The 13607-nt window shown below is 64.8% G+C and carries 18 protein-coding genes; 6 read left to right on the top strand and 12 right to left on the bottom strand.

The window, feature by feature from the left end; genetic code table 11:
- On the top strand, positions 1-1005 hold the full coding sequence (gene meaB / locus CBI38_RS15670) for a methylmalonyl Co-A mutase-associated GTPase MeaB (protein WP_109330156.1): 1005 nt from the start codon (positions 1-3) through the stop codon (positions 1003-1005).
- Between the two features lie 9 nt (positions 1006-1014).
- On the opposite strand, the gene CBI38_RS15665 is transcribed toward meaB, so the two are convergent.
- Entirely contained in the window at positions 1015-1794 is a 780-nt protein-coding gene (locus CBI38_RS15665) for a DUF899 domain-containing protein (RefSeq protein ID WP_109330154.1), read from the bottom strand.
- A 217-nt stretch (positions 1795-2011) separates the two neighbouring features.
- Between CBI38_RS15665 and CBI38_RS15660 the strand changes: the two genes are divergently transcribed.
- Positions 2012-2536 (top strand): YceI family protein, encoded by a 525-nt coding sequence (locus CBI38_RS15660; protein ID WP_109330152.1) that lies wholly within the window; start codon positions 2012-2014, stop codon positions 2534-2536.
- A 38-nt stretch (positions 2537-2574) separates the two neighbouring features.
- On the opposite strand, the gene CBI38_RS15655 is transcribed toward CBI38_RS15660, so the two are convergent.
- Positions 2575-3264 (bottom strand): hypothetical protein, encoded by a 690-nt coding sequence (locus CBI38_RS15655; protein ID WP_109335121.1) that lies wholly within the window; start codon positions 3262-3264, stop codon positions 2575-2577.
- 158 nt (positions 3265-3422) lie between these two features.
- Between CBI38_RS15655 and CBI38_RS15650 the strand changes: the two genes are divergently transcribed.
- Positions 3423-4058 (top strand): hypothetical protein, encoded by a 636-nt coding sequence (locus CBI38_RS15650; RefSeq protein ID WP_418328339.1) that lies wholly within the window; start codon positions 3423-3425, stop codon positions 4056-4058.
- Positions 4059-4349: 291 nt separating this feature from the next.
- On the opposite strand, the gene CBI38_RS15645 is transcribed toward CBI38_RS15650, so the two are convergent.
- Positions 4350-4835, bottom strand: a complete 486-nt coding sequence (locus tag CBI38_RS15645) for an SRPBCC family protein (protein WP_109330150.1) — start codon at positions 4833-4835, stop codon at positions 4350-4352.
- Between the two features lie 204 nt (positions 4836-5039).
- Here CBI38_RS15645 and CBI38_RS15640 point away from each other — a divergent pair, with 204 nt between their 5' ends.
- On the top strand, positions 5040-5618 hold the full coding sequence (locus tag CBI38_RS15640; protein ID WP_109335119.1) for a dihydrofolate reductase family protein: 579 nt from the start codon (positions 5040-5042) through the stop codon (positions 5616-5618).
- 17 nt (positions 5619-5635) lie between these two features.
- Here CBI38_RS15640 and CBI38_RS37885 read toward each other — a convergent pair whose 3' ends face one another.
- Both CBI38_RS37885 and CBI38_RS15635 read right to left on the bottom strand, forming a co-directional pair.
- Complete coding sequence (locus CBI38_RS37885; protein ID WP_162603150.1) at positions 5636-5797, bottom strand: hypothetical protein; 162 nt, start codon at positions 5795-5797, stop codon at positions 5636-5638.
- 275 nt (positions 5798-6072) lie between these two features.
- Entirely contained in the window at positions 6073-6690 is a 618-nt protein-coding gene (locus CBI38_RS15635; RefSeq protein WP_109330149.1) for a DUF1109 family protein, read from the bottom strand.
- 130 nt (positions 6691-6820) lie between these two features.
- Here CBI38_RS15635 and lexA point away from each other — a divergent pair, with 130 nt between their 5' ends.
- Positions 6821-7459 (top strand): transcriptional repressor LexA, encoded by a 639-nt coding sequence (gene lexA / locus CBI38_RS15630; RefSeq protein WP_230990239.1) that lies wholly within the window; start codon positions 6821-6823, stop codon positions 7457-7459.
- A 100-nt stretch (positions 7460-7559) separates the two neighbouring features.
- Here lexA and CBI38_RS15625 read toward each other — a convergent pair whose 3' ends face one another.
- Positions 7560-8045 (bottom strand): SRPBCC family protein, encoded by a 486-nt coding sequence (locus tag CBI38_RS15625; RefSeq protein WP_109330147.1) that lies wholly within the window; start codon positions 8043-8045, stop codon positions 7560-7562.
- 3 nt (positions 8046-8048) lie between these two features.
- Positions 8049-8390 (bottom strand): ArsR/SmtB family transcription factor, encoded by a 342-nt coding sequence (locus tag CBI38_RS15620; RefSeq protein ID WP_109330145.1) that lies wholly within the window; start codon positions 8388-8390, stop codon positions 8049-8051.
- A 136-nt stretch (positions 8391-8526) separates the two neighbouring features.
- Between CBI38_RS15620 and CBI38_RS40585 the strand changes: the two genes are divergently transcribed.
- Positions 8527-8736 carry a GNAT family N-acetyltransferase gene (locus tag CBI38_RS40585; RefSeq protein WP_109335117.1) on the top strand — a complete coding sequence of 70 codons (210 nt, stop codon included), beginning with the start codon at positions 8527-8529 and terminating at the stop codon, positions 8734-8736.
- 1 nt (position 8737) lies between these two features.
- Here the strand turns inward: CBI38_RS40585 and CBI38_RS15610 are convergent, their stop codons facing one another.
- The 5 genes from CBI38_RS15610 to CBI38_RS15590 all read right to left on the bottom strand — a co-directional run bounded on the left by CBI38_RS15610 (position 8738) and on the right by CBI38_RS15590 (position 13567).
- Positions 8738-9325, bottom strand: coding sequence for a dihydrofolate reductase family protein (locus CBI38_RS15610; protein ID WP_230989852.1), 588 nt, complete (start codon positions 9323-9325; stop codon positions 8738-8740).
- A gap of 138 nt (positions 9326-9463) precedes the next feature.
- Entirely contained in the window at positions 9464-10078 is a 615-nt protein-coding gene (locus CBI38_RS15605) for a maleylpyruvate isomerase family mycothiol-dependent enzyme (protein ID WP_109330144.1), read from the bottom strand.
- A gap of 288 nt (positions 10079-10366) precedes the next feature.
- Positions 10367-11443 carry an ABC transporter ATP-binding protein gene (locus CBI38_RS15600; RefSeq protein ID WP_109330142.1) on the bottom strand — a complete coding sequence of 359 codons (1077 nt, stop codon included), beginning with the start codon at positions 11441-11443 and terminating at the stop codon, positions 10367-10369.
- Between the two features lie 94 nt (positions 11444-11537).
- On the bottom strand, positions 11538-12467 hold the full coding sequence (locus CBI38_RS15595) for a glycoside hydrolase family 68 protein (RefSeq protein ID WP_230990200.1): 930 nt from the start codon (positions 12465-12467) through the stop codon (positions 11538-11540).
- Entirely contained in the window at positions 12464-13567 is a 1104-nt protein-coding gene (locus CBI38_RS15590; RefSeq protein ID WP_109330138.1) for a LacI family DNA-binding transcriptional regulator, read from the bottom strand. The genes CBI38_RS15595 and CBI38_RS15590 overlap by 4 nt, the downstream gene beginning before the upstream one ends.
- Between the last annotated feature and the right edge of the window lie 40 nt (positions 13568-13607).

Here is a 13607-nt window from a genome sequence, read left to right as displayed (position 1 = left end):
ATGGGGCGCCCTCCAGTCGACATCGATGCCCTCGCCCAGGCCGTGCGCGCCAACCAGCGCGCCGGCCTGGCGAAGGCCATCACCCTGGTCGAATCGACACGCACCGACCACCGGGAGGCGGCGCAGCGTCTGCTCCTCGAACTGCTTCCGGAGTCGGGCAACGCGCACCGGGTGGGTATCACCGGTGTGCCCGGCGTCGGCAAGTCGACGTTCATCGACGCACTGGGGATGTACCTGATCGGGAAAGGTCATCGGGTGGCGGTCCTCGCGGTGGATCCGTCGTCGACGCGCACCGGCGGGTCGATCCTCGGCGACAAGACCCGCATGGCGCGGCTGACCGTGGAGAAGGACGCCTACATCCGGCCGTCGCCGACCTCGGGCACCCTCGGCGGTGTCGCGAAGGCGACCCGGGAAACCATCGTGCTCCTCGAGGCAGCCGGTTTCGACGTCATTCTCGTCGAAACGGTCGGGGTCGGGCAGTCCGAGGTGACGGTCGCGAACATGGTCGACTGCTTCTGTTTCCTCACTCTCGCCCGGACCGGTGACCAGTTGCAGGGCATCAAGAAGGGTGTACTCGAGCTCGCCGACCTCGTCGCCGTCAACAAGGCCGACGGCAAGCACGAACGCGAAGCGAAGGGAGCTGCCCGCGAATTGGCGGGCGCACTGCGGCTGATCTACCCCCACGACGCCATCTGGAAGCCGCCCGTCATCACGATGAGCGGACTCGAAGGTATCGGGCTCGAGGAGTTCTGGAACACCGTCCAGCAACACCGTGAGGTGCTCACCAAGGCCGGACGGTTCGAAGAGAACCGTCGTCGCCAGCAGGTCGACTGGACGTGGACCATGGTCCACGATCAGCTGCTGCGTCGACTGGCATCCAACCCGCGGGTCAAGGACATTCGCGGGCAGGTCGAGCAACAGGTGCGTGACGGTTCCCTGACGGCGGCGCTGGCCGCGGCCCAGATCCTCGACACCTTCGATGGTTCCGACGCCTCCGTGGAATGACCGGGCAGGTCACTCAGCGCTCTTCGATCCTGCGATGACGTCTGCTTCGTATTCGTCGTGGCGGCGCAGCCAACTCATGGCGGGGTCGTCGCCGCGGCGGGGTTGTTGTTCCCAGTCCTCCTGCCGGCCGCGGGCGGTGAGGTCGAGCCACTGGTAGGTGCCGAGGAGCGTTTCGGTCGAGCGCGCGTAGCCGGAATAGGTGTGGAAGATTCGATCACCGTGGCGGAGGAAGGCGGTGACACCGTGCTCTTCGCCGGACCAGCCCTTCCAGGCGGGGTTCATCCGCTCCAGCTCGACCTGGTCCTTGTAGTTGTATTCGACCGGTGCGACCGCCGCGTCGAGGGTGACGTGGAAGTCGTAGTTGAAGTCGCTGCCGTGCGAGGAGTACCAGGGGAGTGCCCAACCCATCCGCTGCCGGTAGCGCTCGAGCGCGAGCAGCGGTGCGCGTGACACGGCCGCGAACGAGGTGTCCCGGGCGTACAGGTGGCGCAGATCGCCCACATTGTCCATCGTGAACGAACAGGACGGGCAACCTTCGTCGGCGTCGGGTTCGAACATGAAGTGGTAGATAAGGAGTTGACTGCGGCCGTCGAACAAGTCCTCGAGTTCGACCTTGCCGTGGGGACCGTCGAATACATACTTCTTGGTTATCTCGACCATGGGTAACGCGCGTCGGGCGGCGTTGACCCGGTCGCGGTGTCGGGTCAGCTCCTTCTCCTGTGCGAGTAGCTCGCGCCGCGCGATGAGCCATTGCTCGCGGGTGGTGACCTGTGGATCGGACGCTGTCATCGTTCGTCTCCTCTCGTAGGACACACGTAATGGTCTCAGCCGGCACTCGGTTGCGGCTACCTCCAGAACTTCCACGAGACAGTCGGCCCCGCAGCTAGCATGCTTTTTAGAGGGTGTCCGTTGGGGATGGAGTCCAGCCGAGACCGATTTGTCGTGACGCCCCCGCGCTCTCTCGACACCGCGTCTGGCTACCGATCATCACCTACCGGAGGTACACATGACATCGCCGATGGAGTCCGTCCCGCAACTGTCTACGCTCGCCGGGTCCTGGACTCTGGACCCGTCCCGGACCTCGATCACCTTCCACACGAAGGGTTTGTGGATCTTCGGGGTCACCGGCAGCTTCCACACCGTCGAGGGCACCGCAACGGTCGGTGATGACGGAGGTATCACCGGAAGGCTGGTCGTCGACGCCACCTCGCTGAATACCAAGAACGGTAAACGCGACGAGCACCTGCGTTCCGCTGACTTCTTCGATGTTCAGAAGTACCCCACCATTGTCTTCACCGCGGCAGGAGCGCGACCCGCCGATCCGGGACACGTACATCTCGACGGCGACCTGACCGTTCACGGGCAGACTCGACCGCTCACCGTGCCCGCAGAGGTTGTCGCCACCGACGACACCGCCACGGTCAGCGCCGAACTACTCCTCGACCGCAGCAACTGGGGCATGACCTACACGAAGAAGGGCTCGCGCCTCGCCACCCGTGTCGTGATCAACGCCGTCTTCGTCAAGTCCTGATCCACCGCGCCTTTCTCTCACTCGCGGGGCTACGCCCGTCACGTCGGCGGTCGACGAAACGTGCCGTCGGAACTGGTCGGCGGCGAATCCGGCTCCGGGCGCCTCGGCGCCTTTTCGGCGGATGCACCGATTGTGGACGCGAGTCGCCATAATCCGGCGGCGGCCAGAACGTGCCACAGCGCGTGGCCCTGAACGACACTGCTCGGCCGACAGATCGACGTCCGGTCACCGATGGCGCCGAGCAGAGCGCCGGACGCCAGAAGTACTGCCGCGGCGACCGTCGCGCGTCTCAACTGCGGATGGACGCGCGCGCGTTCCATGCTCAGTCCTACAGCCAGCGCGGCGAGCATTGCCTGCACGATCGTGGATACAGCCGATCCGGCAGCCACGGCGGGAACCATCACGAGCGGAACAACGAGCCACCACCCGGGCGACAGCCGACTGCCGAACCGGTCGGACGCGGCCTCGACGGCGACGTAGGCGAGCAGAGTCGCGATCGGCAAGTCGTGTGCGTAGGCCTGCCACGACGGGTTGGGTCCGTGCTGAACAAGTGACCCGGCACCGACGGCGACGACGAGCAGGCCGTAGATCACGGTCGGCGCACCGTTCCGACGGCGCGCGATCACCGCGACGCCGGCAACCACGAAGGCCAGGCTGGTGACAGCGGCCGCCGGCTGACCGATGAGGCCTGTGCCTCTATAGAGCTCACAGGCATTCGCCAGCGTCATGAATCGGAGGTCACCTTCCACGTTGTTCGGTCGACACCTGCTTCTTCGAGGTTTCCAAAGAGACCTTCCGACCGCAATCGCGAGGCACCGACTTTCAGGATTCGTCCAACGAAGCGCGACGATTGTCCGAGGACGGGGGAGCGGTGATACTTGGTGTCATGCTTATTCCCGGCGTGGCGCAACCAACGGAGAAATACCGGCCGCGCCGCATCGGCCGTCGCGCGGCTCTCGCCATTCTCTCGATCGTTGTGATCGGAGCGTTGACGGCGGGCGGGTGTGGACAACAGCGCACGGAGCCTGGTGGGGAATCGCAACAGGACGCGACGACATCCACCCCGAACCTCGTGCCTCAGGAAGTCCTGGTGGGGATGGAAGTCGTTCAGAAGTACTTCGCGGAGATAGATCGACAGGCCACAACAAGTGCGAACGCCAATGCTGCCGGTGTCCCCGAGGCGACGAGAATGGTGATCTACGAAGGGGCTGACGGCAGGCGGGTCACCGTGTCTGTCGATCAGTATTCCAGCCCCGACTCCGCATCGACCGCATTCGAGCAAGCGATCGACAAAAGCGAAGAGGTTCAGGGTTTCGTAGCGCTACCGACGCCATCCGGTGTGGGCGAGAAGGCGTTCGCCGGCGCCGTCACGCAGGGTGAAGAAACGCACATCGGATACGGCGCCCTCGCAGGCGAGTACGTCATCGGTGTGACCTCGGCCGGCTACCCGGCTAATGCCGAGAACATTGGAAAACTCACTGATCTCACTCGTGACGCGGTCGAGAAAGCCGACACGGCATAAGCACCCGACCTGATCACGGCACACCGGGCGCCGGCATCTACCACTCCGATCGGGACTTGGTGTCGTACTCGGCGCCCGGGTGCTCGGTAGATTCGAGGACGACCCGACCGCTTCATCACGTGGACAACATGGTCTGCGGCAATCGCCGACACAGGACGACAAGTGCATTGTGGGTTTGCGTCGTACTCACCACACCGTAACCTCGGACGCCGTCGCGGCCACGGTGCGACGCAATTGTTTTGCAATCGACGGTCGGCCGACCGTTATAGGCGACCGGGAGATGCCTAGGCCTCAGGAGTGGGCCGCAAGCTCTGCCAGGTGATGCAGTGAGTTGGTGAGATGATCGGGACCGAACGGCGGGAACTGAAGGTACTTCCGGATGAACTGCGGCACCGCCGACCAATCGTAGGTGAGCGTGACCTCGGTCTCGGACGGACCGAGCGGCACCAGGTCGTAACGCCAGACCCAGCCGCCGAACTCCAGCTGACCATCTTCCTTTTCCTGCCCGGTCCGCCAGGCAATGGCCCGCGGCGGGTCGAGCACCTGGACCTGGTTGGCCACTCTGTAGTCACCGTTCGGGTGGTGGGGGTGATACATGTCCATCCGAAAGATCTGCCCCACCTCGGTGAGCGGCGCCTGGTCGGCCGCGTCCTGCACCCACCCGGTGCCGTCGATCGCAGCATGGGTCCTCGGGTCGGCCAGCAGCGCGAACACCCTGGTGGCGGGGGCCGCAACGGCCACGGTGGCGCAGACGTCCTCTCGGTCCACGGTGTGCACGCTCCTTGTCACCAGTCTCGAGCCTCCCGCAGGCGCGGAAGGAACCTTCATCAATGCAGACTGCAAGACGAACCGGAATTCATCGGTCGGCTGGACGGAATAACGTCGAAGCTCGGACTTCCCGCGGGACAGAGCGTGATGAGTTTCGCCGAAAGATCCAGTCTGTATCCACATACCCGACCGACCGCACCCGAGGAGAGCATCATGACCGCCACCTACACCTTCGACGTCTTTTCCAGCCTCGACGGCTTCGGCGCCGCCAGCGGCAACTGGACCGGTTACTGGGGCAAGCAAGGCCCCGAACTGCTCGACCACCGCCTCGCCTTGTACGGCACCGAGCAGCGGATGGTGTTCGGCGCCAACACTTACCGCGCGTTCGCGCAGATGTTGGCCTCGAGCACGGAGGAGTCCGAGGTTCGTGATCCCTGGGTCACCCGGATGAGGAGTCTGCCGGCAACGGTGGTATCGACCACCCTGGAAGGACAGCTCGACTGGCCGGACGTGACCCTGGTGAGCGGTGACGCCGTCGACGTCGTCGCCCGGCTGAAGGAGGAGTCCGAGGTGCCGTTGCGCTCACACGGCAGTCTGTCGATGAACCGGGCGCTGATGGCCGCCGGTTTGGTCGACCGCGTCCAGGTGACGATCTTCCCCGTCATTACCGGTCAGACCGGGCTGGACCCGATCTTTCAGGGTGCGGCCGACTTCGACCTCGAGCTGATCGAAAGCCGGACGCTCGACGGAAACATCCAAGAGCTCATCTACCGGCCCACCCTGCACGCTTGAAAGGGTCAGCGGTCCATTCAGGAGTAGTACGGGGGTTCCCTGTCGGGATCATCGACGACGACGTCGACCCGTGGGTCGGCCAGGAGCCGATCGACCGCATCCGAGCCGGCACAGATCGACGCGAAGTGAGGATCGATGTCGCAGACCAGTGTGACCGCTCCGGTGTCGTGGTGTGCCACCGATGCTTCCGCACCATGATCGTCGTCCGAAATGTCCGCCCGAGCCCGGCAGTGCCGGTCAGGTGATCGCTTGGCATGTTGCGGACCAGGGGCACGCCGCGCGCAGCCCCCTCGACGAGAATGCGTTTCTGGCGCTCGTCGGGAGCGAACGGTTGCCGAAGCCGGGCAGATGCCACGGTGACCGTAGTTCGGACGCTACCTGCCGGAGACGTCGGGAAGTGGTCATCCGGGGAATCCTCGTCGCGAGGCGGGAAGACGATGGGACGGATGGGCGGTCAAGTTCGCCACACTGAAATGAATTCGTACCACGGCCCCCCTAGGTGAGTCGCAGTGAAATCATCGAACCCGGCGGGCACACCGTGCGGGCTGTACGCCCAACCACTGCTCACCGTCAGTCCGAGTCCGCCGTCCTCGATGAAGTAGACCACGCCATCGTCGCCCGACATGGCGGTGCGGATATCGAACCGGCCGATCTCGAGGTGGCTGTGGAGCGGCTCCGGATCTGCCAGCAACTCGAGCGCCACCCGCTCGAACTCTGCGCGGGTGTCGTCGAATGACGGCCGTGGTGCCGGCATCACCGTGGCGACAGCGACGAGTAGGACCGCCGGCGCAGCCGCGATCCACCATGACCACCGCCGGTCTTGGCCGATGACATACAAGGTCTTCACTGCCCACACCAGCCCTAGGACGGCGAGGATCAGCAGCGCCGCGGCACCGAACAACATCGGATCGGCCCAACTCGAGGTGCCGTAGCGAGAGGGCCACCAGTCGTAGTAGATACACACCAGAATCAGCAGTGAGGCAGCGGTCACCGCCAGATGGATCGGTCCGGGAGGCTTGTTCGGCTTGACGTCACTCTGCGCGCGAACGGGCGGTCCGGCGGCGCTGATCATTGGTTCACGTTAGCCGCTGTCCGGCGCATAGAAATGCGGTCGGAGCGATCGGGGAGAGAAGTAGTGGCCTTCGCGACGATCAGTGGCCACCCCCTACCATTCTCCGGTGACCGATTACGACGATCTCGACATGTTCGGCGGCCTTGACGCCTCCACCCTGCCACCCCGCCAGCAGCGGATCCTGGCAACGATCCGGGACTGGGTGGCTGCACATGGATGTCCGCCGAGCACCCGGCAGATCGGGGATGCGGTGGGCCTGCGGTCGACGTCGTCGGTGTCCAAGCATCTGAAAAGTCTCGAGGAGAGGGGCTTTCTTCGCCGGGGTTCGGCCATGGCTCGGCAATTGGACGTGCGCCCGTTCCTCACCGAGGCGAAGCACGGTCACTCGTCCGACAACAATGTGACGGTACCGGTGGTCGGCGACATCGCCGCCGGCGCACCGATCCTCGCGGAAGAGCACGCCGATGAGACACTGACGCTCCCTCGCGAGCTCGTCGGCTCCGGCACCGTCTTCGGGTTGCGGGTACGCGGCGAATCGATGATCGACGCCGCGATCTGCGATGGCGATGTCGTCGTGGTGCGCCGCCAGGACGAAGCCCACTCCGGCGAGATCGTTGCCGCGATGATTGATGGCGAGGCCACGGTCAAGGTGCTCCGGCGCCGCGATGGCCACGTCTTCCTCGAGCCCCGCAATCCTGCCTATGCTGCGATTGACGGTGACGACGCAGTCGTCCTGGGCAAGGTGGTGTCGGTGATGCGCCGCATCTGAGGTTCGCACAACCTGAACGATGCAACTCGTCGTGCCGGCTCGTCGCCTCGCACACGAAGGGCGAGGCGACGAGATCGGCCACTGTGGTGACCCGGCAGCCTCAACTCTTGATGAGGTCGTCGATCTGGCCGATCGCCTGCGAAGCACCCTCGACCACGCCCATGTCGAGCACCTGCTGGAGACCTTCGGCAGTTGCGTAGGTGCTCACGTAGGTTGCGATGGTGCTGCCGCCCTCCTCACGGAAGGAGAAATCGTTGGTGGACACTGGCATCGATTCGATCGGGCTGAAATCCGCATCGGCGAATCCGTCGGTGAAGCTGAAGCCGGTCGGCTCATCGATGGAGATGATGTTCCAGTAGCCCGCATGCTTGTCGCCCTCGGGGCCGGTCATGTAGTAGGTGACCCGACCGCCCGGGGTGAACTCATGGTCGACCACTGTTGCCGGGTACGTCGGCGGACCCCAAATCTTCTCGAGCTGGCGAGGATCGGCATAGATTTGCCAGATTCGCTCCCGAGGCGCCGCGAACTCGGCGGTGATGGTCAGGGTCAGTGCATCGATGTCGTGGCTGACATTGGTGACAGGCATCGTTCATTCCTTCCGTTGAGGTTGCGTTGCGATCAGTTCGTCGATGCGTGCGATCCGCCCACGCCAGACTTGTTCCAGCTCGGTGAGCATGGACGACACCGCGCGCACTGCTTCGACATCGCCCCTGGCGAGTTGTTCACGGCCACTGCGTCGTTTCACGAGTAAACCGGACTTCTCTAGGACGGCGACGTGCTTTTGTACCGCAGCGAAGCTCATGTCGTACTTCGCTGCGAGTGCCGAGACGGAATGCTCGCCGGCCAGTACGCGACGCATGATGTCGCGCCTCGTTCGGTCGGATAGCGCGTGGAACAGGGCATCCGCCTGATCCTCGTCTGATTCTGACACACCCAAAAATATACAACCAATCGGTTGTATGTGCAAGGGTGGTCGATTCTCGGATGCGGGTGGGCGGGGGAGCGCCTTCCCTTTTGCCGATCGGGGGGGCTTTCGCCGACGCGAGGCCGTGAAAGATTGAGTCGTCCTGATCGCCGACCTCATCGCGCTACCCGAACGATGTGGCACAGGGCTGGGAGCCAAACTACTCGAGCACCTTCAGGAACAAGCCGGCCTTCGTGGCTGCGCCCAACTGCACCTGGACACCGGGCACACCCGGCATGCGGCTCACAAGTCGTACTTGCGCAACGGCTTCGACATAATCTGTCGCCACATGGCATGGAACCCTCAGCGCTGACTCATGTTTTTACGGCATAGCGGAGGAAGACCATGCCGTTGCCGAACCGGCGTTCGTCGAGCAGTTCCAGCGAATGACGGATGTCGTCCGGGAACATCCGCTTACCGCCCCCGATCAGCGTGGGCGCAAGGTACAGGTGGAACTCGTCTATCAGTCGTGCCTTAAATGCGGAGGCAGCAAGGGTGGCGCCGGACACGTTGAGGTCCTTCGCCGTAGTGGCCTTGAGGTCCCGCACCAAGCCCGGGTCGAAGGTGCGCTCGATCCGCGTGCGTGTCGTGGAAACCGAGTCGAGACTACGCGAAAAGACGACTTTCTCGGCCGCCTGCCAGATCTGGGCGAACTCTGCGCTCATGGGTGACTGGCCGGCCACTGCCGGATCGTTCTCCCAACCGGTCATCATCTCGTACATAGTGCGGCCGTAGAGGTATGTCCCAACCTCCCGCTCGGCGACATTGATGAAGTCGAGTACTTCCTCGTCGGGGACGGCCCAATCGAAGGCGCCGGCCCGGTCGGCGATGTAGCCGTCGAGCGACGCCAGGAACGAATAGATCAGCTTGCCCACGCGAGCAACGATAATGCCCACGACCACGCGTAGTCGTCGTTCAGCCGAAACGCTCTGACCGAGAGAGGAATTAATCCGGAACCACCAGTGGGACAGCCAGGCCGACTTTGCGCGCGGACGGGTCGCCCCGCAAGCGGAATGGTGCTGGGGACGCCACGGGCGTGATCACTCCAGCGCAGGTACTCCGGGTCCGTCCAAGTCACCCAGCGCCGACTTGCGCCCCGACATCGCCAAGAGCAGTGAGAGTGCCGGGCCACAGACTTCTGGGCCATCACCGATCGATACGTCTGCGTCGGTGGCCCGCAATCGGACGGGGGCAATGAGTTGTTTCGCACCGCCCAGGGATACCGGGGTCCGCGCCTGATACTGCAACGACCTGACGACCGCCTCCGACGGATACATGCGGTTGATGCCCAGCGGCCGTCGGATGTCTTCGCCATGGACGACCTCTTCCACCAGTCTGCTGTCGAGCGGTGCCGGCGGCGTCGACGTGTAGTTGGCTACCTGCTGAAGTCGGGCCAGCGTCTGCTGGGGTGTGGCGCCGCGTTCACGTTCGACGCCCTGGGCGTTCTGGCGATCGAAGTCGAAACGCGCTCGGACCATGTTGCGCACGATGCCGAGTCGGGTGGTCTTCGCGTTGTTGATGAGGTGTGCGGCGACGTCGTGCACGGTCCAGTCGCCGCACAGCGAGGGCAGGGCCCATTGGTCGTCGGTGAGGTGGGTGAGGTCATCGATCAGCGCCGCACGCTCGGCATGCACCATCGGCCAGACAGCATTCATGAAGACAGTCTGGCAAAGATCGTCCGTCACCGGCTGGCCTGGGCTATTTTGTACGGCCACGTTCAGCCAGATCACCTCGCTCACCGACGATGACGGCTCCGCAACCAACGGCGTCGTGAGACTCCAGCTCGGTCTGATGCCCCGGCGGGCGGCAGGTGCCGCCCGCCGGCGAGATCGAATGGTCAGAGAAGGTCAGTGCGGGAGACCAATGCTGGCCGTCCACGTGCTGCGTTCGAAGTCGATGACGGTTGTGACGAGAAGGCATGAAGCCCTCAGTGGCGGCGTCTGCTATTTCGATAGCCGTGCACCGTCGGGGGTGGTGGCGAAGACGTGGGCGTGAGAGGCGTCGATGCGGGCGTGCACGACCTGGCCTTTCTCCGGGGGGTTGCGCCAGTCGACTCGGGCCACGATTGATTCGTACCGTCGGCCCACCCGCGTGCGCCCGAAGATGAAGGCTTCCGAGCCGAGTTCTTCTACTACGTCGATCTCGATTTCGTGCCCGGAGTCGGCGAGTTCGATGTGCTCGGGTCGGATCCCGAGGACCACCTCGCGGCCTGCGGCCGCCAGCGTGTTCCTGGGCACCTGAATAAGCTGATCGCCGAAGCTGATTCCCCCATCGGTAACGGGTAGCGTGAACAGGTTCATCGAGGGAGAGCCCATAAATCCGGCGACGAACACGTTCACCGGGCGCCGGTACAACTCGCGGGGGCTCGCGCACTGCTGCAGGATGCCGCCCTTGAGCACGGCGACCCGGTCACCCATTGTCATCGCCTCGACCTGGTCGTGGGTGACGTAGACGGTGGTGGTGCCGAGACGTCGCTGCAACTGTGCGATCTGGGTGCGGGTTTGTACGCGCAGCTTGGCGTCGAGGTTGGACAGCGGCTCGTCCATGAGGAATACCTGTGGCTGGCGAACGATGGCTCGCCCCATGGCAACTCGCTGCCGCTGTCCTCCCGACAGCGCCTTGGGTTTGCGGTCCAGATAGTCGCGGAGGTCGAGCATGTCGGCGGCTTCCCCGACGCGCCTGCGGATTTCGGACTTGTCTGTGCCGGCGAGTTTGAGGGCGAAACCCATGTTCTCCGCGACGCTCATGTGCGGGTAGAGCGCGTAGTTCTGGAATACCATCGCGATGTCGCGGTCCTTGGGTTCGGAATTCGTGACGTCGCGGCCGCCGATCAGGATTCGGCCGCCGTCGACTTCCTCGAGGCCGGCGAGCATCCGCAGCGACGTGGACTTGCCGCAGCCGGACGGGCCGACGAGAACAAGGAACTCGCCGTCCTCGATATGCAGGTCGAGTTGGTCGACCGCGGGGACGTCGGACCCAGGGAAGAGTCTGGTCGCGCGGTCATACGTGATTGTTGCCATGAGTAATGAATCCCTCCACCGGCAGGAACGTGCCGGACGATCCGAGTGAGTGAGGTGGGTTGGTGCGCCTGTAGCGCGTGGGGTAGGGGTGGTGTCAGGTCGCTGGTGTCGGACTTTCTGTGTCGGTGTGCGGCGAGTAGCGCGAGGACGTGATGGTGCCGAATTGCGGCCCGTCGGTGTTGTCGAATCCCCAGGTCATCCAGTTGCTGTTTCGTGTCCGCCGCATCTGCACCGCGTACAGGTCTGCGGTATCGACATTCGTCGCGTCGGTGACTGTCCACGGTCCGAGCAGCGACTGTCCCTCGGCGATCCAAGTCCCCGCATCGTGCCCCGCGTGAAGGCTGGTGTTCTTGGGTGCGCAGGAAAACAACAGGATCGGCTTCGCGTTGACGGTATGCGCCTGCAGGACTTCCATCTCGCCGAACCCGGCTGGAGTCGAGAGTGGGGGTTCGATGCGCCAGTGGCTCAGGTCGGCGCTGGTCGCGTGGCCCACCACGGCGCGGCCCTCGGGATCGCCGACACAGGCCCGGGCGGTGATCAGCATGTGCCACTGACCGGCGTGTTCGAAGACATACGGATCGCGCCACGCTTCGTCCGGCCAGGTGCCGTCGCCGAGGAGTTCGTACCAACGGCCGTCGGCCTCGAGGACGAGGTCGGGGTCCTTGGTCCAGCTCAGCAGGTCGGTGGAGGTCGCCCGGCCGATGCGTTGTTTGAGGCCGTTCTCGGCCCGGCTCACCCCGGTGTAGAACATGTTCCAGAGCCCGTCCGCGCCGCGGACGACGGAGCCGGTCCAGGTGGCAAGGTCATCGAAGGCCGGGGCGTCGGAGGGCGCCAGCGCGTCGGCGGTGAGGGTCCATGCCTCGCCGTCCGGAGACGTCGCGTGACCGATGGTCGCGCGGTAGTGGCGGCGTTCGCGGTCCTGGAGGGCGCGCGAGGCGCGGAGAAAGAACAGGTGGTAATCGGTGCCGTCGTCGGTCATCCAACTGTCCCAGACCCAGTGATCGGGAAGGGCGAGTCGCATCATGTCTCCTTGGGGTGCGCGGGAACCGCGGGGCGGCGACCGGAACGTTCGGGGTGTGGGTCGTCGGAAGAAGCCGCGAGTGACCGAGCGTGATCCGGTGCGGGTCCGGTGCTGCCGCGGACAACGAGTGCGGTCGGTGCGGTGACGGCGGTGGGGGCGTCTCCGTCTGGGGTGGGAGCGAGTGTGTCGAGGACGAGTCGGGCGGCGATCTCGCCCTGTTCGCGGACGGATTGGTGCACGGTGGTGAGGTCGGTGAGTGCGGCGAGCGGATGGTCGTCGATTCCGACCACGGAGACGGCCTCGGGAATCCGCAGGCCCCGGCGGCGCAGCGTTCGGATCGCTCCGAGGGCGAGTTCGTCGCTGTGCGCGAACACGGCGGTCGGGGGATCTTCCGGGGTGGCCTCGAGGATGTCGGCCATCGCCTCTGCGGCGTTGATGCCGCCCCAGTCGACGTCGCGCACGAGCGCGTGGTCCACAGCGATGCCCGCGGCGGTCAGTGCGTCGACATACGCCTCCGATCGACCGGACCGTGCCGGCCACCCAGGCTGATCGGGATCGTGGGCGGCGATCATGGCGATCCGCCGGTGGCCCAACTCCAGGAGGTGGTCGACGGCGAGCCGCCCTGCGTGGTAGTCGTCGATGCAGACGTAGGGGTAGTCGGCGTTCTGGCCGCCGGCGGCGACGATACCGACGCCCATCAGTGCGAGCCGTTCGCGTTCGCGTTGGTCCACTGGAAACGCGACCACTACGACTGCGTCGACCTTCCGCCGAGCGGGCAACCGGGTGAAGAAGTCCTGACGATCCTCGGGGCCGCCGACCTGGTACAGCAACAGGTCGAAGTTTGCTGATGCGAGCACCCTCTCGATTCCATTGACCATCTCGCCGAAAAACCAGCGCTCGATGTGGGGAACGACCAACGCCACCCGCCGGGTCGGGCCACCGGCCAGGCGCACTGCGTCCGGGGAGATGACGTAGTCGAGGCGGCGGGCGGTGGCGAGAACTTTCGCCTTCGTGGCCGCGGAGACGCCATACGAGTCGTTGAGGGCGCGTGAGGCTGTGGTCAGCGAGACCCCGGCTTCGCGGGCGACGTCACTGAGGCTCAAAGGTGCAGGTCGATCGGACACAAGGCTGATGGTAGCGCGA

The sequence above is a fragment of the Rhodococcus oxybenzonivorans genome (genome assembly GCF_003130705.1).
Lineage (GTDB): Bacteria > Actinomycetota > Actinomycetes > Mycobacteriales > Mycobacteriaceae > Rhodococcus_F > Rhodococcus_F oxybenzonivorans.
The sequence above is the reverse complement of the archived record's forward strand: the minus strand, read 5'-3'. Positions and strand labels throughout refer to the sequence as shown.